At 71.5% G+C, this 19,461-nt stretch carries 15 protein-coding genes; 2 read left to right on the top strand and 13 right to left on the bottom strand.

Translation table 11 applies throughout. The features are described 5' to 3' along the window. Positions 1–21: 21 nt before the first annotated feature. From QNI14_RS02825 to QNI14_RS02805, 5 genes are all read right to left on the bottom strand, one after another. Complete coding sequence (locus tag QNI14_RS02825) at positions 22–546, bottom strand: septum formation initiator family protein (RefSeq protein ID WP_283714676.1); 525 nt, start codon at positions 544–546, stop codon at positions 22–24. A gap of 39 nt (positions 547–585) precedes the next feature. Further along, positions 586–1,866 carry a phosphopyruvate hydratase gene (eno, locus tag QNI14_RS02820; protein ID WP_283714674.1) on the bottom strand — a complete coding sequence of 427 codons (1,281 nt, stop codon included), beginning with the start codon at positions 1,864–1,866 and terminating at the stop codon, positions 586–588. 120 nt (positions 1,867–1,986) lie between these two features. After that, on the bottom strand, positions 1,987–2,652 hold the full coding sequence (locus QNI14_RS02815) for an O-methyltransferase (protein WP_283714673.1): 666 nt from the start codon (positions 2,650–2,652) through the stop codon (positions 1,987–1,989). A gap of 33 nt (positions 2,653–2,685) precedes the next feature. Further along, positions 2,686–3,678, bottom strand: coding sequence for a DUF1648 domain-containing protein (locus tag QNI14_RS02810; protein ID WP_283714671.1), 993 nt, complete (start codon positions 3,676–3,678; stop codon positions 2,686–2,688). Beyond that, positions 3,668–4,024 (bottom strand): GntR family transcriptional regulator, encoded by a 357-nt coding sequence (locus tag QNI14_RS02805; protein ID WP_283714669.1) that lies wholly within the window; start codon positions 4,022–4,024, stop codon positions 3,668–3,670. Before QNI14_RS02805 ends, QNI14_RS02810 begins: the two co-directional genes overlap by 11 nt. A gap of 66 nt (positions 4,025–4,090) precedes the next feature. Between QNI14_RS02805 and QNI14_RS02800 the strand changes: the two genes are divergently transcribed. Next, positions 4,091–5,335 carry an APC family permease gene (locus tag QNI14_RS02800; RefSeq protein WP_283714667.1) on the top strand — a complete coding sequence of 415 codons (1,245 nt, stop codon included), beginning with the start codon at positions 4,091–4,093 and terminating at the stop codon, positions 5,333–5,335. Here QNI14_RS02800 and QNI14_RS02795 read toward each other — a convergent pair. The 7 genes from QNI14_RS02795 to QNI14_RS02765 form a co-directional block, all read right to left on the bottom strand. Further along, entirely contained in the window at positions 5,319–6,122 is an 804-nt protein-coding gene (locus QNI14_RS02795; protein WP_283714665.1) for an SGNH/GDSL hydrolase family protein, read from the bottom strand. The genes QNI14_RS02800 and QNI14_RS02795 overlap by 17 nt on opposite strands. Before the next feature lie 178 nt (positions 6,123–6,300). After that, positions 6,301–6,516, bottom strand: a complete 216-nt coding sequence (locus QNI14_RS02790) for a YdeI/OmpD-associated family protein (protein WP_283714664.1) — start codon at positions 6,514–6,516, stop codon at positions 6,301–6,303. A gap of 16 nt (positions 6,517–6,532) precedes the next feature. After that, positions 6,533–8,236: an ABC1 kinase family protein gene (locus QNI14_RS02785; RefSeq protein ID WP_430539235.1), complete on the bottom strand. Its 1,704-nt coding sequence runs from the start codon at positions 8,234–8,236 to the stop codon at positions 6,533–6,535. Between the two features lie 15 nt (positions 8,237–8,251). Next, positions 8,252–8,830: a PadR family transcriptional regulator gene (locus tag QNI14_RS02780; protein ID WP_283714663.1), complete on the bottom strand. Its 579-nt coding sequence runs from the start codon at positions 8,828–8,830 to the stop codon at positions 8,252–8,254. A 624-nt stretch (positions 8,831–9,454) separates the two neighbouring features. Continuing rightward, entirely contained in the window at positions 9,455–10,711 is a 1,257-nt protein-coding gene (gene hisS, locus QNI14_RS02775) for a histidine--tRNA ligase (protein WP_283714871.1), read from the bottom strand. Positions 10,712–11,114: 403 nt separating this feature from the next. Further along, positions 11,115–11,711 (bottom strand): nucleoside triphosphate pyrophosphohydrolase, encoded by a 597-nt coding sequence (locus QNI14_RS02770; protein WP_283714870.1) that lies wholly within the window; start codon positions 11,709–11,711, stop codon positions 11,115–11,117. Positions 11,712–11,824: 113 nt separating this feature from the next. Beyond that, positions 11,825–12,988: a Na+/H+ antiporter NhaA gene (locus QNI14_RS02765; RefSeq protein ID WP_283714661.1), complete on the bottom strand. Its 1,164-nt coding sequence runs from the start codon at positions 12,986–12,988 to the stop codon at positions 11,825–11,827. A gap of 122 nt (positions 12,989–13,110) precedes the next feature. On the opposite strand from QNI14_RS02765, the gene QNI14_RS02760 reads away from it, so the two are divergent. Further along, positions 13,111–15,777 (top strand): phosphoenolpyruvate carboxylase, encoded by a 2,667-nt coding sequence (locus tag QNI14_RS02760; protein WP_283714660.1) that lies wholly within the window; start codon positions 13,111–13,113, stop codon positions 15,775–15,777. A 58-nt stretch (positions 15,778–15,835) separates the two neighbouring features. Here QNI14_RS02760 and mfd read toward each other — a convergent pair whose 3' ends face one another. Next, positions 15,836–19,426, bottom strand: a complete 3,591-nt coding sequence (gene mfd, locus QNI14_RS02755; protein ID WP_283714659.1) for a transcription-repair coupling factor — start codon at positions 19,424–19,426, stop codon at positions 15,836–15,838. Positions 19,427–19,461 lie beyond the last annotated feature (35 nt).

Here is a 19,461-nt window from a genome sequence, read left to right as displayed (position 1 = left end):
TACCGGGGTGACCTGTGGGTCTTACTCGGTGGGCGGGGCGACGGTCTTCGCGACGCCGGCTTCGGTCAGCGACCGGAGGAACTGCGTCATCCAGTCGGTGCTCGCCTCTTCGACGTCGTCGCTCACCGGCTCCGCCTCCGGCGCCAGGATGCCGCCGGGCACGTCGTCGGCGATGAGGTACACGACCTCGCCGGGACGCATGTAATACAGACGCTCCCGCGCCTGGGACGTGATGTACGCCTCATCACGCCACTGCTCGCGCTCGGCCTCGAGCGCGTCAACCTCGTCCTCGGTCGCCTGCACCGCGTGCTCGAGCGCCGCGATCTGTTGCCGCTGCTCGACGTACGTGCCGATCGTCGGCACCAGCACCAGGGCGGCGAGCACCACGAGGCCGAGCATGATGCCCATGAACCCCGAGAGGCGGACCCCGCCGACCCAGTCGCGGACGTCGACGCGCTTGCGCGCGGCATCCGCTCGTCTGTTCTTGGGCGTGCCCCCGGAGCCGCTGCCGGGGAAACGAGGAGAGGGAGCCGATGGTCTGTCCACGGCTCCCCCTCTCGTCAGGCTTTCAGTGCTGCGTAGGCCTTACGCGGAGAACCGCGGGAAGGCAGCTGCGCCGATGAACTCCGCGGCGTCGCCCAGGTCTTCCTCGATACGCAGAAGCTGATTGTACTTCGCGACGCGCTCGCTCCGAGCGGGCGCGCCCGACTTGATCTGACCCGAGTTCACGGCGACGGCGAGGTCGGCGATCGTGGTGTCCTCGGTCTCACCCGAACGGTGCGACAGCATCGTGGTGTAGCCCGAACGGTGCGCCACGTCGATCGCGTCCAGCGTCTCGCTCAGCGTGCCGATCTGGTTCACCTTGACGAGCAGCGAGTTCGCGGCACCGCGCTTGATGCCGTCGGCCAGACGCGCCGGGTTGGTGACGAACAGGTCGTCGCCGACGAGCTGCACCTTCTTGCCGAGACGCTCGGTGAGGGCGGTCCAGTTCTCCCAGTCGTCCTCGGCGAGCGCGTCCTCGATCGTGACGATCGGGAACGAGTCGACCAGGTCGGCGTAGTAGTCGGTGAGCTGCTCGGCGGTCCAGTCCTTGTTGTCGAGGCGGTAGACGCCGTCGTTGAAGAACTCGGTCGCGGCGACGTCGAGGCCCAGGGCGATCTCGGCACCAGGCTTGAAGCCGGCCTTCTCGATCGCCTTCACCAGGAACTCGAGGCCCTCGCGGTTGCTGGGCAGGTCGGGAGCGAAGCCGCCCTCGTCGCCGAGGCCGGTCGCGTAGCCGGCGGCCTGGAGCTCCTTCTTGAGGACCTGGTACACCTCGGCGCCCCAGCGGAGCGACTCGGAGAAGGTCGACGCACCGATCGGCGCGAGGAAGAACTCCTGCATGTCGATGCCGTTGTCGGCGTGCTCGCCACCGTTGATGACGTTGAACAGCGGCACGGGCAGCACCCGGGCGTTCGGGCCACCGAGGTAACGGTAGAGGGGCAGGTCGGCGCTGTCGGCCGCAGCCTTCGCGACGGCGAGCGAGACGCCGAGGATCGCGTTCGCGCCGGTGCGCGACTTGTTCTCGGTGCCGTCGGTCTCGATGAGGATCTCGTCGATGATGCGCTGCTCGCTCGCGTCGACACCCTCGATGGCCGGGCCCAGCTCGTCGATGACGGCGGCGACGGCCTTGAGCACGCCCTTGCCGCCGTAGCGGGTCTTGTCGCCATCGCGCAGTTCGTACGCCTCGAAAGCGCCGGTCGATGCGCCGGACGGGACTGCTGCGCGCTGGACGATGCCGTCGTCGAGCAGCACCTCCACCTCGACGGTCGGGTTGCCACGCGAATCCAGAATCTCGCGTGCGCCTACTGCCTCGATCAATGCCACGGGGGTGTCTCCTTGCTCTTTCGGGAGCGTTTTCGGTCCGTGGTCGAGTCTAGTGAAGTGGTGGATGCCGATGTGTCGGGTGTCGGGTTGTTGCGGCGTTGTTCGCTTTGCGGTTGATGGTCAGACGACGAGGGCGACAGCGATGCCGTCCCAGCCCTTGCGGTCGAGGGTCTGCAGCGCGGTCGCGTCGAACCGCGGATCATCGCGGAGCATCGCGAGCCCGGCCCGTACCCCGTCGACCTGGCTGTTCTCGCCGGGCACCACGACCAGTCCGCTGCGGACGACGTTGTCGACCACGACGACCGTGCCGGGGTGACCGAGCTTCGCAGCCCAGTCGAGGTAGATCGTGTTCGACTCCTTGTCGGCGTCGATGAAGACGAAGTCGAAGGGCTCCTCATCGGTGAGGGTTGGGAGCACGTCGGCGCCGCGGCCGATGCGGATGTCGACGCGGTCGCCGATGCCCGACCGGTCGAGGTTGCGACGCGCCACCTCCGCATTGTGGGGCTCCGCTTCGATCGTGACCACGCGGCCGCCCTCGGGGAGCGCCCGAGCCAGCCAGATGGTCGAGTACGCGCCGAGCGTGCCGACCTCGAGCACCCGCTTCGCGCCGGACATCCGGGCCAGCAGATGCAGCAGCTTGCCGTTCAGCGGCGCGACCTCGATCTCGGGCAACCCCTCCTCGGCGAGCGACGCGACCGACGCGCGCAGCGCCTCGTCTTCGGCCACGAGCGTCTCGGTCAGGTACGAGTCGACGGCGTTCCAGCGGTCGGCGGAGGGTTCGGTCATGGCATCCATTCGACTGCGTGCGGCGCGGCGGGGTCAACCGGGGGCGCGGCGGGCGGCGAGCGCGGTGAGGAGGGCGGCGGCGGTCGCGGCGTCGTCGACCGTCACCGTGAGGAAGCGGCCGTTCGCGCGGCGCACGCGGATGCCCTCGCCGGCGCGGAGGACCACACCGAAGTTGCCGCCGGGGCCCCACCGGAGGCCCCACCCGCCGAACTCCGCCATCGGCGAGACGTTCACGACCTCGGCGGAGGTGATTTCGGCGAGGGGCACGACGACCCGGGGCCAGCCGATCGAGGAGACGACCGTGAGGCCGGCGGCATCCACTCGGACGTGGAATCGGCTGTTCGCGACGACCGCGAACGCGAGGAACAGCGCCGCCGCGGCGGCGATGACCGTCACCCAGAGCTCGGCGGTCATCACGCCGACCATCACCGCGACCGCGGCCGTCAGCACCACCGCGGCGCCGAGGACGATGCGCCCCGACGTCGCGACGGTGACGGCCTGCGTCCACAGCACGCGCTCCCCCGCGCCGAGCGGCAACGCGTCGGGGGCGTGGGTGGCGACCGGATGCCACGGGGCGTGGGGCTGCAGCATCCATCCGACGGCGCCGAGTGCGACCGCCAGCACGATCGGGGCGATCACGGCGAGCACCGGCAGGGTCTGCTCGCCGGATGTCTGCACGAGGAGCGTCCACGTCATGAGGGTCGCGAGCAGCGTGGCGGTGCCGAGCGCGACCGCACCGAGCAGGCGGTAGGCGGCGCCGTGCTCGCCGCGGCGCAGCGAGCGGAACGAGACGCCGAACAGCACCGCGGGGAGTCCCAGGCCGAGCACGGCGGTGAAGACCGGGACGGTCCACGCCGGGCTGAAGCCGTCGGGTGTGCCGTCGAAGGCCCAGTGCGTGGCGACGACGGCGGGCACGTTCGGGAGGACGAGCACCTGCGCGAGCACCGCGATCGCGACAACGATCGCCGGGAGGATCAGCGCCACGAGAGTGAACCGGGAGCGGACGCGGGCGAGGTCAACGGCCATGAGCGGCCTCCTTCACAAGAGCGGACAGGGTGTCGGCGGAGATGCCGGCGGCGGCGGCCTTCGCGACGAGCGCGTCGATGTCGGTACGCAGGCCGGCGAGTGCGGCGGCATCCGCCACCACGACCGCACCGCGGCCACGGCGCAGTTCGATGAGACCTTCGTCGCGGAGGTCCTGGTACGCGTGGAGCACCGTGTGCAGGTTGATCTGCAGCGCCTGGGCGACCTCGCGCGCGGTGGGCAACCGCTCCCCCGCGGCAACGCGGCCCGACGCGATCTCCGCACGGACGGCGCGGGCCACCTGCGCGAACAGGGGTTCCGGGCTGCCGGGATCGATACGGAGGAGCATGCCACTTATTCTAGCGGTAATAGAACAAGTCTGCACGCGTTCGTTTGCGCTGAGTACGCTTCGCCCGTGACCTCCCCCGCGCTTCAGCGCCGCCTCGGCCTGCGTGACGCCGTTTTCCTCGGTCTCGGCTCGATGATCGGCGCCGGCGTCTTCTCGGCGTTCGGCCCGGCGGCAGCCGCAGCCGGTTCCGGACTCCTGCTCGCACTGGCCATCGCGGCGGTCGTCGCCTTCGGCAACGCGACCTCGACCGCGCAGCTCGCCGCCGTGCACCCCACCTCGGGCGGCGTCTACGCCTACGGCCGCGCCGAGCTCGGGCCGTGGTGGGGCTACGCCGCCGGCTGGGGCTTCATCATCGGCAAGACCGCGAGCTGCGCGGCGATGGCCCTCACCGCCGCGGCATACCTCGCCCCTGCGGGCTGGGAGCGGCCTGTCGCGGCGGTGGTCGTCGTCGCGTTGGTGACCGTCAACCTGTTCGGGATCACGCGGACGGCGCTCGTGACCCGGGTGCTCGTCGTGTTCGTGCTCGCGGCGCTGGCAGTCGGGGTGTCGGCGATCGGCATGTCGGGTGGCGCCGTCGGCTTCAGCGGTGTCTTCGAGGGCGGCGTCTACGGCACGCTCCAGGCGGCGGGGCTGCTGTTCTTCGCCTTCGCCGGCTACGCGCGCATCGCGACGCTCGGCGAAGAGGTCCGCGACCCGCAACGGACCATCCCGCGCGCGATCGTCCTCGCCTTCGCGGGCGCCCTCGTCACCTACGCGGTGGTCGCGGTCGCCGTCCTCACAGCCCTCGGGCCCGACGGCCTCGCCGCGTCGACCGCACCCCTCGCCGACGCCGTCCGGCAAGTCGGCGCCGCGTGGGCGGTGCCGCTCGTGCAGGTCGGCGCGGCCGCGGCATCCCTTGGCGCACTCCTCGCCCTCATCGCCGGTATCGGCCGCACCGCCTTCGCGATGGCCCGCCAGGGCGACCTGCCGCGCGCGCTCGCGGCGGTGCACCCGCGGTGGCACGTGCCGCATCGTGCGGAGCTCGCGCTCGGCGCCGTCGTCGTCACGCTCGTGCTGCTCGTCGACCTGCGCGGCGCGATCGGCTTCTCGTCGTTCGGCGTGCTGCTGTACTACGCCGTCGCGAACTTCGCCGCGTGGCGGCAGGGCGGCGAGGCGCGGCGGTATCCGCGGGTACTGCAGGCGATCGGGCTGGTCGGCTGCGTCGTCCTCGGGTTCACCCTGCCCTGGCAGGCCGTCGTCGCCGGGGTGGGCGTCGTCGCCGTGGGGTTGGCGCTGCGGGCGGTGCGGGTGCGGCTCACCCGTCGGACGTGACCGCGTCGACGAGCGCGGGGAGCAGCGCGTCGGCGGTACGGCGGTAGCCCAGCGCGCTCGGGTGGAACCGGTCGAGGCTGAACATCCCGTCGGGGTCGATCAGGAAGAACGGCCCCACCGCGCGCCGCAGCGACACGACGCGGGCGCCCGCCGCCTCGGCGCGCACCGCCTGCGCGGCCGCGAGCTGCTGCGAGATGCGCGACCCGATCGACCGCAGCGGCTGCGGCACCGCGCGCAGCGCGCCGAGATCGGGGCAGGTGCCGACGACGACGGCCACTCCCCTGCCGCGCATGCGCTCGACGGCGGTGCCGAGATGGGATGCCGCGGTCGCGACCGGCACGCGGTGCGTGACGTCGTTACCGCCGACGATGATCACCGCGATGTCGGGGCGATAGTCATCGGGCAGGTCGTCGATCTGGGCGCCGAGGGTCGAGGATTCCGCGCCGACGACGGCGGCTGTGCGGAGCCGCACCGGCCTTTGCAATTGCGCGGCGAGCTCCTTCGCGAGCCGTGCGCCAAGCGTGTCCTTGCGGCGATGCGCGCCGAGTCCCGCGGCGATCGAGTCGCCGAGCATCAGCAGCTCGACCGGCTCGCCGGGCAGCGCGCTGCGCCACACCCGGTCGGCGTCAAGGGCGTCCTCACCGAGCGGCTTGCCGATGCGGCGGCGGGCGATCGCGGCCTGCCGCATCAGGCCGATGCGCGCCCCGGCGAGCACGGCGCCGCCGAGCGCCACGGCCGTGGCAGCCGGCCGCAGCGGCCGAATGGAGCGACGAGATCGACGAGCCATGCCCCCAGCCTGCGCATCGACGGTGAACGGCCGGTGACGTGGCGCCGCCGGCCGGTGCTCGGCCCAGCAATTCGGACGGAGATTCGCGTCGGATTACCGCCCGTCCGTCCGAATTGTCGGCGCGGCGGAGTGAATCTCCGGAGTTATTGCTCCGGCGTGCGGCGGGGCCGCGGATGCGTCAGGTGGTCGCGGGGGCGCGGAGCTGCTCGAGGGCGGTCGCGATGCGCTTCTCGCGGGTCTCGGCGCGCTTCGCGTCGGCGACGGCGCGGGCGAGTTCCTTGCGGCGCGACGGGGCGAGCGCGTCGAACGCGGCCTGCACCTGGGGCTCGGCGGCGAGGGCCGCGGCGAGATCGTCCGGCACGTCGATCTCGCGCTCGGCGGTGTCGAGGGCCACCGTCGCTCGGCGAGACTCAGCGCCGGCCTGCGAACACCGCGAAGAGCAACGGCACAGCGGATGCCGCCATGAGCACCGTCCCGAGCACTGTGTCGTCGGGGCGGGTCAGGGCACCCGCGATGAGGAGTCCGGCGAAGACCGTCCCCGCGATCGCACGACGGCCGAGCGCCTCGAGGGTGCGGAATCGGCGGTCCATCGAGGGGACCTGCGCGGTGAGCCTGCCCTCCTCGATGAGCGAGATGAGGTCGTCCGCGCGGCGCGGGAGGCGCATCATGAGTCCGGCGGCCGACATCGCGCCACGACCCGCCGCCTCGACGATCGTGCCGCGCTCGTCGCGAAGGAGTCGCTGCGCGAACGGTTCGACGGCATCCCACACGTTGAACGCCGGATCGAGCGTGCTGCACATGCCCGACGTCAGCGACGCGGTGCGGATGACGAGCAGGAAGTCCTCGGGCAGCTGGAACGGCATCGTGCGCAGCAGCTCGCTGAACTCCCGTGCGAACTCGCGGTACTCGCGCGGGTCGACCTGGGCGAGCTCGGCGAAGCCCATGCCGCCGAAGCGGTCGAAGACCGCGGTGACGGCCCGCTCGAGCTCGACGGTGTCGGCGCCCGGCAGCAGCGCGCCGACGGCGCGGATGGCTTCAACGAGTCCACGGCCGTCGCGGGATGCCGCGGCGATGATCGCCTGCCGCATCCCCGACCGCATGCGGCTCGGGACCTCGCCCATCATCCCGAAGTCGATGAACGTCAGCGCCCAGGTGCCGTCCGGGTGCGGTGTGACGAAGACGTTGCCGGGGTGCGGGTCGGCGTGGAAGTAGCTGTGCTCGAACAGCTGCTCGAACATGACCGTCGCGAACGCCTGCGCGACCTCGGCGGGGTCGATGCCAGCGGCCCGCAGCGCGTCGAGGTCGTTGATCTTGATCGCACTGACGTCTTCGAGCGTCAGCACGCGACGGGTGGTGCGCTCCCAGACCACGCGCGGCGCCGACACTCGAGGGTTCTCGGCGAAGTCCGCCGCGAAGCGCTCCGCCGCGGCGGCCTCGTGCAGGTAGTCGATCTCCTCGAAGCTGCTTGCAGCGAATTCCTCGACGAGCGCCGGCGCGTCGACTCGGTGCCGCACCAGCGCGATGCGCATCATCCATCGCGCGACCTTGCGGAGCGCACGCAGGTCGACGTCGACGATGCCCGCAATGCCGGGCCGCTGCACCTTGACGACCACGTCGCGGAGGCCCGTGTCGGCGGCATCCGCGTCGGTGAGGGTGGCGCGATGCGCCTGACCGAGGGATGCCGCGGCGAGCGACTGCGGCCCGAACGCTGCGTAGGCGCGGGCGAGCGGCATCCCGAGTTCGGTCTCGGCATGTGCGGAGATCTCGGCGAACGGGACGGCGGGGACCTCGTCCTGGAGTCCCTCGAGTTCCTTCGTGATCTCGGGCGGCAGCACGTCGAGGCGCGACGAGAGGAACTGCCCGACCTTGATCATGAGCCCGCCGAGGTCGACGGCGAGCGCGTGGAACCGCTTCGCGAGGCGGCGCAGCCGCGCCGGGCGGCCCCGGGCGGCAAGTGCGCCGAGGCCGATGCGCGGGAGGACCAGCTCGAACCACCAAGCCAGCACGAATGTCCGCGCCGCGAACCGCATGATGCGGCGGTAGCGGGCGCGCAGCGCGGGGTTCGGCGCGTCCGACGGGTTTTCCGAGCCCGCGGTGCGGCTCGTCGAGGTCATGTCATGCGACATGCCTCAATCCTGGGCCAGAATCCCGTAGATCTTGCGGCGCGCGTCGTCGAGGATCGCGACTGCCTCGGCGACCTGCTCGTCGGTGCCGGTGCGACCGACCTGGGCGGCGGCCTGCGCGAGCTCGAAGCCCGCCTTCGGCAGCGCGCTCATGCGCGGGTGCTCCTTGGTCGACGACGCCCAGGGCGCGGGCTTGTCGGGGTCGGTCTCCGCCTCGGCGGCGAAGCGACCGGCATCGGTGAGTGTGTAGGTCTTGCGACCGCCGGACTCCTCGGCGACGAGGAGTCCCTCGTCGGTCAGCATCTGCAGGGTCGGGTACACCGAGCCGGGGCTCGGCTTCCACGAGCCGCCGCTGCGCTGCTCGATCTCGGCGATGATCTGGTAGCCGTGCATCGGCTGCTCGAGGAGCAGTGCGAGGACGGCGGCGCGCACGTCACCGCGGGTCGCGCGGGTGCCGGTCTTCTGCTCGAAGCTCGTGCGCAGCTGGTCGAACGCCTCGGTGAGCGTGGACATCGACAGATTGCCGGGCCAGCCCTGACCGCCGCCGCGACCGGCGAACGCGTCGCCGAAGAACGAATTGCTCATGGTGTGCTCCCTCGTCTCGCTGTCGCCGACGGTCGTCAGCGATACATAACGATATATCGCTGAGCCTGGGTGTTGGCCGTCGATCCCTTCTCGTTTTCGCATGTGAGTTCCGGCTCACACGGGTGGGGTGGGCGGTGCGGGGACGACGACGCGGGACGGGGTGGGCGGTGCGGGGTGGGCGATGCGGGGTGGGCGATGCGGGGGCGGGGTGGGCGATGCGGCGGCGGGGTGGGCGACGCAGGCGGGGCGGATGACACGGGCGGAGCGCTGGGATCGAGCGCCGTAACTGCGGAACCTCTCCCGATTTCGCATGTGAGTTCCGGTTCACACGGGGTGGCGGGGGCGGTGCGCGGGTGGGGTGGGCGACGCGGAGACGGAGATCTCGGGCGCGGCATCCGTCGCTCCCTGCCACGAACGACAGGGGCCGCCGTGTCACGACGAGGATTCGACTGTGCGGCCGCAGCAGGGTGGGCGCGGGTGCATAACTCCTCAGATCCGCGCGATCGCCGTCACCGTCGCCGCACGACTCCGCGGGTGGGACTGCGACCGGGGTCGACTCTTGAGGAGTTGTGAACGCGGACAGGCGGCCGAGCGGCCCCGGCCACGCTGGGAGTTCCGCGAGCGTCAGTCGAGCGGGCGGACCTCGAGCGAGTCGGCAGACGCGCCGGCCGACACCGTCGCGAAGCCGGTGTAGCCGTCGGCGGCGGCGCGCTCCAGCAGCGCCTTGAGGTTCTTCGTCCGCTGCTCGAGCCGCACGCGCGAGCCCTGCGCGACAAGCGCCGCCTTCACTGCGGCGAGCTCGGCGACGGGCACGTCGCGGTCGTGGACGAGGACGACAGCGGATGCCGCGTCGCCGGCATCCGCTCCGACGAGATCGACGATCCGCTCGAACCCGATCGAGAAGCCGACTGCCGGGACGTCCTGGCCGAGGAAGCGGCCGATCATTCCGTCGTAGCGACCACCGCCACCCAGCGAGTACGAGACCGAGGGGTGCGCGAGCTCGTAGATCGTGCCGGTGTAGTAGCCCATGCCGCGGACGAGGAACGGGTCGAAGTGCAGCGGCACGTCGACCTGTCCGCGGGCCGCGGCCACCGCGTCGCCGATGCCGACCAGGTGCGCGACGACCTCGTCGTCGATGCCCTGCGGCAGCGCCTTGCGGATCTGCGCCTCGCCGTACGGCAGGTACTCGCGGGTCTGCGGGCGGAGGAGGAACGCCTCGAACGCAGCGACGGCCGAATCGTCGGCGCCGCGCTCGCGGAGCTCCTTCACGACGCCGTCGGGGCCGACCTTGTCGAGCTTGTCGATCGTGATCAGCACGCCCGGGCGCGCCTCGGGCGAGAAGCCGAAGACGTCGAGCATCGCGTCGAGCGCGCGACGGTCGTTGATGCGGATCGTGCCGCCCTCGAGCCCGAGCGCGTCGAGCACGTCGAGGCTCGCGACCAGCAGCTCGACCTCGGCGCGCGGCGTCGCGTCGCCGATGATGTCGATGTCGCACTGTACGAACTGGCGGTAGCGGCCCTTCTGCGGGCGCTCGGCGCGCCACACCGGCGCGATCTGGATCGCGCGGAACACCGTCGGCAGCTGCGCCCGGTTCGTCGCGTAGAACCGCGCGAGCGGCACGGTGAGGTCGTAACGGAGCCCGAGGTCCGACAGTGCAGCGGGGTCGTCCGCCGCATCGCGGATGCCGTCGGCGTCGAGGCCGCGGCGCAACACGTTGAACGCGAGCTTCTCGTTGTCGCCGCCGATGCCGGCGTGCAGGCGCTCGTAGTCCTCGACGACCGGGGTCTCGATCTCGTCGAACCCGTGCGCGCGGTAGCGATCGCGGATGACGGCGAGCACGCGCTCGCGGCGAGCCTTGTCGGCGGGGAGGAAGTCGCGCATGCCGCGCGGAGCGTTCACGGTGGGCACCGGACCATTGTTCCAGGTCGGGCGGGCGCAGGTGGGCGATGGGCGGCGGACGGTGGGCGCTGGGTGCGCGGCATCCGCTCGGGCGCGCTCGTGTCGGCGGCATCCGCTCGGGACCGCCCGCTTGTCCGCGAGACAGCAGCGGGAGCCCGAGACGTCGGTCTGCTGTCAACGTCTCGGGCTGTGGCTGCTGTCTCGGTGGTGAGCGGGCCGCGAGAGTACGTCTCGCGGACGAGAGAACAGCTGCGACCCGTTCTCTCGGCGCGGAGATGTTCTCTCGGGGCTGTCGGGGCGGCGCGGTCGGGGGCGCTCGGTGTCGGGGCGGCGCGGTCGGGGGCGCTCGGTGCCGGGGCACCGGCGGGTCAGGGATGCCGGCGGGTCAGGGGCGCTCGGCGGCGCGGATGTCAGCCTCGAGCGTGCGGAGGCGCTCGCGCAGCGCGCGCTCAGCGTCCCAGCCGTTCGTGCGCGCCGCGGCGACGAGCGCGAGGAGCGCGTCACCGAGCTCGGCCTCGGACTGCGGCATCCGCTCGTCTGAAGGCACCTCGACCCCGACCTGAGCCGCCTTGCCGACGAGCTTCTGGGCGAGGGCGAGCGACGGCATGTGGCGCGAGACGCCGTCGAGCACGCTCGTGCGGGTGCGCTTCTCGGCCGCCTTCGCGGCGTTCCAGTGCACGAGCACCTCTTCGGGCGTGGTCGCGACAGCGTCGCCGAAGACGTGCGGATGCCGCCTGGTCATCTTCTCGGTCAACGTGGATGCCACGTCGTCGATGTCGAACGCGCCCTCCGCCGCCCGCGACGCGATCTCGGCGTGGAACAGCACCTGCCACAGCAGATCGCCGAGCTCCTCGCGCAGGTCGTCGCGGGTCCCCGCCTCGACGGCGTCGATCAGCTCGGCGGCCTCCTCCTCGAGGTACGGCACAAGTGCACGATGGTCGATCTGCTGCGTCCAGACGCAACGGTCGCGCACGGCGCGCATCGTGTCGGCCGCAGCGCGCAGCGGATCGACGTCACCGGCCGCAGCGCGCAGCGGATCCGCGGCACCTGTCGCGGCACGCAGCGGATCGGCGGCGCGGAGTGGATCGACCCCGGTCACGTCGCGGGTGCGACCGGCGTCGAAACCGTCTGCGGGGCGAGGCGTCGGTAGTGCCATGACCGCCACGATACGAGGCCTGCGGCAAGGAGGAGCGAAATCGCCGACCCAGCGAGCACGCCGAGGGTCGCCTGGTCGCGGGTCGCGGCATCGTCCGAGAACGCCAGCTCCGACATCAGCAGCGACACCGTGAATCCGATGCCGCCGAGCGCACCGGCCGCGAGCACATCCCCGAACGGCAGCTTCGTGCCGCCGAGGAACATCGACAACCACCCGGCGAGGCTGATGCCGACGATCTTGCCGAGCGGCAGCGCGACCGCGACGCCCCAGAACGCCGGCGACAGGTCGGTCGGCGACACCTGCGGGATCGCGACGAGGGATGCCGCGAGCGCGAAGACCGGGAGCACGATGGCGTTCACCCACGGCTCGAGTGCGTGCCGTGTGCGCAGCGCCGGCTGCTGGTGCATGACGAGCCCGAGCGCGACGCCCGCGATCGTCGCGTGCACGCCCGACTCGTGGACGAAGAACCAGACCGCCGCCGCGACCACGACCATCAGCACCGCGATCGCGCGCGAGCCACGGCCGCCGAGCTGCGCGCTCAACAGGCGGAACACGACGAGCAGCACGACCGCCGCTCCGAGCATGAGCAGGTCGACGTCGCTCGTGAAGAGCACCGCGATGAAGAGGATCCCCACGATGTCGTCCAGGATCGCGAGGGCCAGCAGGAACACCCGGAGCCCCGACGGCAACCCCTTACCGAACACCGCGAGCACACCGAGCGCGAACGCGATGTCGGTCGCCGTCGGGATCGGCCATCCGGCCGCCGTCTCACCGCTCCCCGCGATCGCGACGTAGACCGCGATCGGGATGAGCACGCCGCCGGCCGCGGCGATGATCGGCTGCAGCGCCTTCCGCGGCGAGTTCAACTGCCCGTTCGTCAACTCGTACTGCAGCTCCACGGCGGCCACGAAGAAGAACACCGCGAGCAGACCGTCGGCGATCCAGTGACCCACCGACAGGGTGAACACCCCGGGAATGCCGACGTAGGCGCCCTTCGCGGCGAACGCGGCATCCGCCACCGGCGAATTCGCGAGGATCAAGCCGAGGGCAGCGGCGATGAGGAGCAGGAGCGCGGGGAACCGCGCGGAACGGAGCAGGGCCATAGGGAGCCTTCCGGGGTCGGGGAACGAAACCGCCGACCAGACTTCCCGACACACCAGTCCCCCAGTCTACGCGGGACGTCATGTGTACCGAGCCGGTAACACGACCGGACTAGCGTGGAACGGTGCACGAACTGACCAACACCGAAGCGATCGACCTCGTCGGGCGATACGAAGCCGAGCAGGAGATCCCCGAGCGGATGCGCGCCGACGTGCGCCTGCTGGGCTCCATCCTCGGCCGCGTGCTCCGTGAAAGCGGCTCCCCCGGCCTCTACGACGACGTCGAACGGCTGCGCGTCGCGACGATCCAGGCGTACACCGACTCCACGCCCGAGGCATTCGCCCGGGCGGCATCCATCGCCGACTCGTTCACGCTCGCCCGTGCCGAAGAGGTCGCTCGCGCCTTCACCTGCTACTTCCACCTCGTGAACCTCGCCGAGGAGCACCAGCGCGTGCGCATCCTGCGGGAGCGCGGCGGCACCGCACGCGAGGCCGACGCGGGCGACTCCATCGCCTCGGCCTACCGCACTCTGCAGTCCGAGATCGGACCGGATGCCGCGCTCACGCGCTTGCAGAACCTGCGGTTCCACCCCGTGTTCACGGCGCACCCGACCGAAGCGCGCCGCCGCGCGGTCTCGTCGAGCATCCGCCGCCTCGCCGACCTGCTCGACGACCTCGACGCCGCCGGTACGGACGGCGCCGACCACCGCCGCGCCGAGCGCCGCATGGTCGAAGAGGTCGACACGCTGTGGCGCACCGCGCCGCTGCGCGCCGAGAAGCCCTCGCCCACGGACGAGGTCCGCTCGGTCATGGCGATCTTCGACGAGACGCTCTATACCGCGGTGCCGCACGTGTACCGCCGCATCGACGACGTGCTGCAGGGCGACGACGCCGGTGCGAAGGCCCCCGTCGTGCGCCCCTTCGTCCGCATCGGCTCGTGGGTCGGCGGCGACCGCGACGGCAACCCGTTCGTCACCGCGAAGACGACCCGCAAGGCGTCGTCGATCGCCAGCGAGCACGTGCTCCTCGGCCTCGAGCGCACCGCCAGCCGCATCGGCCGCACCCTCACGCTCGACGCACTGTCGACGCCGCCGAGCCCCGAGCTGTCGGCGCTGTGGCAGCGCCTGAAGGACGCCGACGAGGACGCGGCATCCGACATCGCGAAGCGCTCTCCGAACGAGCCCTACCGGCGCATCATGCTGCTGCTCACCCGCAAGATCGCGGCGACCCGCACCCGCAACGCCGACCTCGCATACCGCGACCCCGAGCACCTGCTCGCGGACCTCCGCATCGTGCAGGACTCGCTCGTCGCGGCGCGCGCGCCGCGCCAGGCGTACGGCCACCTGCAGCAGCTCATCTGGCAGGTCGAGACCTTCGGGTTCCACCTGACCGAGCTCGAGGTGCGCCAGCACTCGGCCGTCCACCGCAAGGTGCTCGACGAGCTCGAGTCGGGCGCCGAGCGCTCCGAGCTCGCCGACGAGGTGCTCGAGGTGTTCCGCACCATCGCGTTCCTGCAGGAGCGCTACGGCCCGCGCGCCGCCGGCCGCTACATCGTCTCGTTCACGCAGTCCGCGCAGGACCTCGCGAACGTCCACCTGCTCGCGCGCCACGCCGTCGGCCCCGACGGCACCGTGCCCGTGCTCGACGTCATCCCGCTGTTCGAGACGTTCGCCGACCTGCAGGCAGCGCCCGGCATCCTCGCCGAGATCGTGCAGCACCCGGCGTTCGCCTCGCGATTGGATGCCACGGGCAAGCGCCTCGAGGTCATGCTCGGCTACTCCGACTCGTCGAAGGACGTCGGCCCGGTCGCGGCGAACCTCGCGCTCTACGAAGCGCAGGCCGCGATCTCGGGTTGGGCGGTCGAACAGGGCATTGAATTGACGCTGTTCCACGGCCGCGGCGGCGCCCTTGGCCGCGGCGGCGGGCCGGCGAACTCCGCGATCCTCGCGCAGCCGCCGCACTCCGTCGACGGCCGGTTCAAGCTCACCGAGCAGGGCGAGGTCATCTTCGCCCGCTACGGCGACCCGGCCATCGCGATGCGGCACATCGACCAGGTCGCGGCCGCCACGCTGCTGGCATCCTCCCCCTCCATTGAAGACCGCAACCGCGCCGCCGCCGAGCGGTACGCCGACGTCGCGAGCGTCATGGATGCCGCGTCGCGCGAGCGCTTCTTCTCGCTCGTCAAGGCGCCCGGCTTCGCGCCGTGGTTCGCGCAGGTCACCCCGATGGAGGAGATCGGCCTGCTCGCGCTCGGATCGCGCCCGGCGCGCCGCGGCCTCTCGGTGGAGTCGCTCGAAGACCTGCGGGCGATCCCGTGGGTGTTCGCGTGGACCCAGGCCCGCATCAACCTCGCGGGCTGGTTCGGCCTCGGCACGGCGCTCGACGCCGTCGGCGACGCCGACACGCTGCAGCGCGCCTACGAGGAGTGGCCGCTGTTCCGCACCCTCATCGACAACGTGGCCATGAGCCTCGCGAAGACCGACGACCGCATCGCGCGGCACTACCTCGAGCTCGGCGACCGCGATGATCTCGCGACGCTCGTCCGCGACGAGATGGCGCTCACGCGCGACTGGGTGGTGCGCCTCACCGGCGGCACCGAGCTGCTCACGAACCGACCGGTCCTCGGCCGCGCCGTGAAGATGCGCAGCCCCTACGTCGACGCGCTGTCGCTGCTGCAGCTGCGGGCGCTGCGCGGTCTGCGTTCCGCCGGCGGCGACGTCGACCCGGAGCTCCAGCGCCTGCTGCTGCTCTCCGTCTCGGGCGTCGCGGCGGGCCTCCAGAACACCGGGTGACGCAGGTTCACACCGTCTGACAAGCGGATGCCGCAGCGCGCGGCATCCGCTTCGTCATTCAGGCGTCGGCCGCGGGGGGCTCGGGCAGCGGGAAGATCTGGTCGAGCAGCTGCGCGGTCCAGGCGATGAGGTCGGCGTCGGCGAGCGGCTCGCCTGCGGCGGTCGGGAGCGGCACCACCATGGCGTCTCCCCCGGCGACGACCTTCGCCTTGGGGTGCAGCCGCTGCAGCCGGATGCGGATGGAGTCGGGCAGCAGCGCCGGCGCAATGCGCAGGTTCGGTCCCATCGCTACGACGTCGGACAGGCCGGATGCCGCGGCCCGGCGCCGCAGCCGCGCGATCGCGATGAGCCCCTCGACCTCGGACGGCGGCGCGCCGTAGCGGTCGGTGAGCTCCTCGAGCACGAGGTCGATCGCCTCGGGCGCCGCGGTGACGGCAGCCGCGGCGGACAGCTTCTGGTACGCCTCGAGGCGCAGCCGCTCGCTGTCGATGTACGACTCGGGGATCCGCGCCTGCACAGGCAGCTCGAGTCGCAGCTCGGTCGGCCCCTCGGTCTCGTCGCCGCGGAACGTCGCGACGGCCTCGCCGATCATCCGCAAGTACAGGTCGAAGCCGACACCCGCGATGTGGCCGGCCTGCTCGGCGCCGAGCAGGTTGCCCGCACCGCGGATCTCGAGGTCCTTCAGCGCGACCTGCATGCCCGACCCGAGGTCGTTGTTCACGGCGATCGTCTCGAGACGGTCGGCGGCGGTCTCGCTGAGCGGCTTGTGCTCGTCGTAGAGGAAGTACGCGTAGGCGCGCTCACGCCCACGACCGACACGTCCGCGCAGCTGGTGCAGCTGCGACAGGCCGTACTTGTCGGCGCGGTCGATGATCATCGTGTTCGCGTTCGAGATGTCGAGACCGGTCTCGATGATCGTGGTCGACACGAGCACGTCGGCCCGGCGCTCCCAGAAGTCGTCGACGACCTGCTCGAGCGCGTGCTCGCCCATCTGGCCGTGGGCGACGGCGATGCGCGCCTCGGGAACGAGCTCGGCGAGCTGTGCGGCGACGCGCTGGATCGACGACACCCGGTTGTGGACGTAGAACACCTGTCCCTCGCGGAGGAGTTCGCGGCGGATCGCCGCCGCGATCTGCTTGTCGCTGCGCGCACCGACGTACGAGAGGATCGGATGCCGGTCCTCGGGCGGCGTCGCGAGCGTCGACATCTCGCGGATGCCGGTCACCGCCATCTCGAGCGTTCGCGGGATCGGCGTCGCGCTCATCGCGAGGATGTCGACGTTCGTCTTGAGCTTCTTCAGCGCATCCTTGTGCTCGACGCCGAAGCGCTGCTCCTCGTCGATGATCATGAGCCCGAGGTCCTTGAAGACGACCTTCTCGGTGAGGATGCGGTGCGTGCCGATCACCATGTCGACGGTGCCGTCGGTGATCCCGGCGAGCGTCTCGCGCGCCTCCTTGTCGGTCTGGAAGCGCGAGAGCGGCCGCACCTTGACGGGGAAGCCGGCGAAGCGCTCGGTGAACGTCTCGAGGTGCTGCTTCACGAGCAGCGTCGTAGGGACGAGCATCGCGACCTGCTTGCCCTCCTGGATCGCCTTGAACGCGGCGCGGACCGCGACCTCGGTCTTGCCGAAGCCGACGTCGCCCGAGAGCAGGCGGTCCATCGGGATCGGCTTCTCCATGTCGGCTTTGATCTCGTCGATCGTCTGCAGCTGGTCGGGCGTTTCGGCGAACGGAAACGCCTCTTCGAGCTCGCGCTGCCACGGGGTGTCGGGGCCGAACGCGTAGCCCTTCGACGACATGCGCGCCGAGTAGAGCTTGACGAGCTCGACGGCGATGTCGCGGACGGCCTTGCGCGCCTTGCCCTTCGCGGCGGCCCAGTCGGACCCGCCCATCTTCGACAGCTGCGGCGCTTCGCCGCCGACGTACCGCGACAGCAGGTCGAGCTGGTCGGTCGGAACGAAGAGCTTGTCGCCGGGGTGGCCGCGCTTGGACGGCGCGTACTCGAGGACGAGGTACTCGCGCGTGCTCTTCACCGCATTGCGGCCGCCCGACGACACCTCGCGCTGCACGAGCTCGACGAACCGGCCGATGCCGTGCGTCGAGTGTACGACGTGGTCGCCCGCCTTGAGCTGCAGGGGGTCGACGACGTTCTTGCGCCGCGACGCGAGCTTCTTGACGACGCGGTTGTCGCCGCCGATCGTGCGGCCGTAGAAGTCGCTCTCGGTGAACACCGCGAGCTTCGCCGCCGCGAACTGGAAGCCCGCCTCGAGCGTCGCGACGGTCGCGACCGCGATGCCTGCTTCCGGTGCGCTCTCGAGGGTCTCGACGGCGCGTGCGGCGAGGCCGCGCTCTGCGAGCACGTCGCGCGAGCGTTCGACGAGACCGGTTCCGGATGCCGCGACCACGACGCGCCAGCCGTCGCCGAGCAGGTTCGCGATGTGCTCCGTCGCGCCGTCGACGTTGCCCTGGAACGAAGGCACGGCCGACGCGGTCACGCGCACGGCGCCGTCGGAGGATTCGACGAGGCCCTCAGCCTCGGCATCCGCCGCACCGGAATCGAACGCGCTGAACGTCCACCACGAGCCGCCGCGAACGGATGCCGCCTCGCGCAGGTCGGGCAGCGAAAGGAAGTCGCCCGCGCCGAGGTCGACGGGGCTGTCGCCACCGGCGGTCGCGGCGCTCCACGCGGCTTCGAGGAACTCGCGGTTCGTGTCACTGAGGGTCATCGCGCGGGTCACGGCGCGCTCCGGGTCGACGACGGCGACCGCGGCGCCCTCGGGGAGGTACTCGACGAGGGGGACGACCGCGTCGGCGACGGCGGGGAGCAGCGACTCCATGCCCTCGACGGGGATCCCCTCGCTCATCTTCTCGAGCATGGCGCCGAGCCCCGGCATCCGATCCTGCAGCGCCGACGCGCGCTCGCGGACGGTCGAAGTGAGGAGCAACTCGCGACTCGGGAGCAGCGTCACGCCGGGCACCTCGCCGGGGAGCGAGCGCTGATCGGCGACCGAGAACGCGCGGATCTGGTCGATCTCGTCACCGAAGAACTCGACGCGGAACGGGTGGTCGGCAACCGGCGGGAAGACATCGAGGATGCCGCCGCGAACGGCGAACTCACCACGACGCGACACCATGTCGACGCGGTGATAGGCGAGCTCGACGAGACGACGCACGACGGCGTCGAGTTCGTGGCCGCGCGAACCGACGTCGAGCTGGACGACACCGGCATCCGTGAGTCCCGCAGCGATCGGCTGCAGCGCGCCGCGCACCGAGGCGGTCACGATGAGGGGCGCAGCGCCGTCCCACTGCGAGACCTCGCGCAGCACGCTGAGGCGGCGACCGACGGTCTCGGCGCTGGGGCTCAGCCGCTCGTGCGGAAGCGTCTCCCACGCGGGCAGGTGCCGCACCGTCGCGGTGGGCAGGAGGCACTGGAGGGCTGCGCCGATGCTCTCGGCGCGGCGGCCGGTCGGGGCGACGAGCAGCAGCGCCGCGGGGCGGCCGGCGGCCTGACGCCGCCCGAGGAGCCCGGCCAGCAGCGGCGCATCAATGCCCGTCACCGCCGAGAAGTCGGCATCCGCGGAGCCCGCGGCGAGGGCCTCCCGGAAGCTGTCAGCCTGTTCGAGGGCGCGCACGATCCCGGGAATTGTCACCGGAGAAGTCTACGCGCGGTCGCCGACACCGGCGT

The organism is Microbacterium dauci (assembly GCF_030065535.1).
Taxonomy (GTDB): domain Bacteria; phylum Actinomycetota; class Actinomycetes; order Actinomycetales; family Microbacteriaceae; genus Microbacterium; species Microbacterium dauci.
Note: the sequence above shows the minus strand (reverse complement) of the source record. Positions and strands in the feature narration are given on the sequence as shown.

Excerpts from the sequence above, each read along its gene's own strand:
- QNI14_RS02815 (WP_283714673.1), bottom strand. The coding sequence starts at position 2,652 with ATGACCGAACCCTCCGCCGACCGCTGGAACGCCGTCGACTCGTACCTG.
- QNI14_RS02810 (WP_283714671.1), bottom strand. The coding sequence starts at position 3,678 with ATGGCCGTTGACCTCGCCCGCGTCCGCTCCCGGTTCACTCTCGTGGCG.
- QNI14_RS02805 (WP_283714669.1), bottom strand. The coding sequence starts at position 4,024 with ATGCTCCTCCGTATCGATCCCGGCAGCCCGGAACCCCTGTTCGCGCAG.
- QNI14_RS02795 (WP_283714665.1), bottom strand. The coding sequence starts at position 6,122 with ATGGCTCGTCGATCTCGTCGCTCCATTCGGCCGCTGCGGCCGGCTGCC.
- QNI14_RS02785 (WP_430539235.1), bottom strand. The coding sequence starts at position 8,236 with ATGACCTCGACGAGCCGCACCGCGGGCTCGGAAAACCCGTCGGACGCG.
- QNI14_RS02780 (WP_283714663.1), bottom strand. The coding sequence starts at position 8,830 with ATGAGCAATTCGTTCTTCGGCGACGCGTTCGCCGGTCGCGGCGGCGGT.
- hisS (WP_283714871.1), bottom strand. The coding sequence starts at position 10,711 with ATGCGCGACTTCCTCCCCGCCGACAAGGCTCGCCGCGAGCGCGTGCTC.
- QNI14_RS02770 (WP_283714870.1), bottom strand. The coding sequence starts at position 11,711 with ATGCGCGCCGTGCGCGACCGTTGCGTCTGGACGCAGCAGATCGACCAT.
- QNI14_RS02765 (WP_283714661.1), bottom strand. The coding sequence starts at position 12,988 with ATGGCCCTGCTCCGTTCCGCGCGGTTCCCCGCGCTCCTGCTCCTCATC.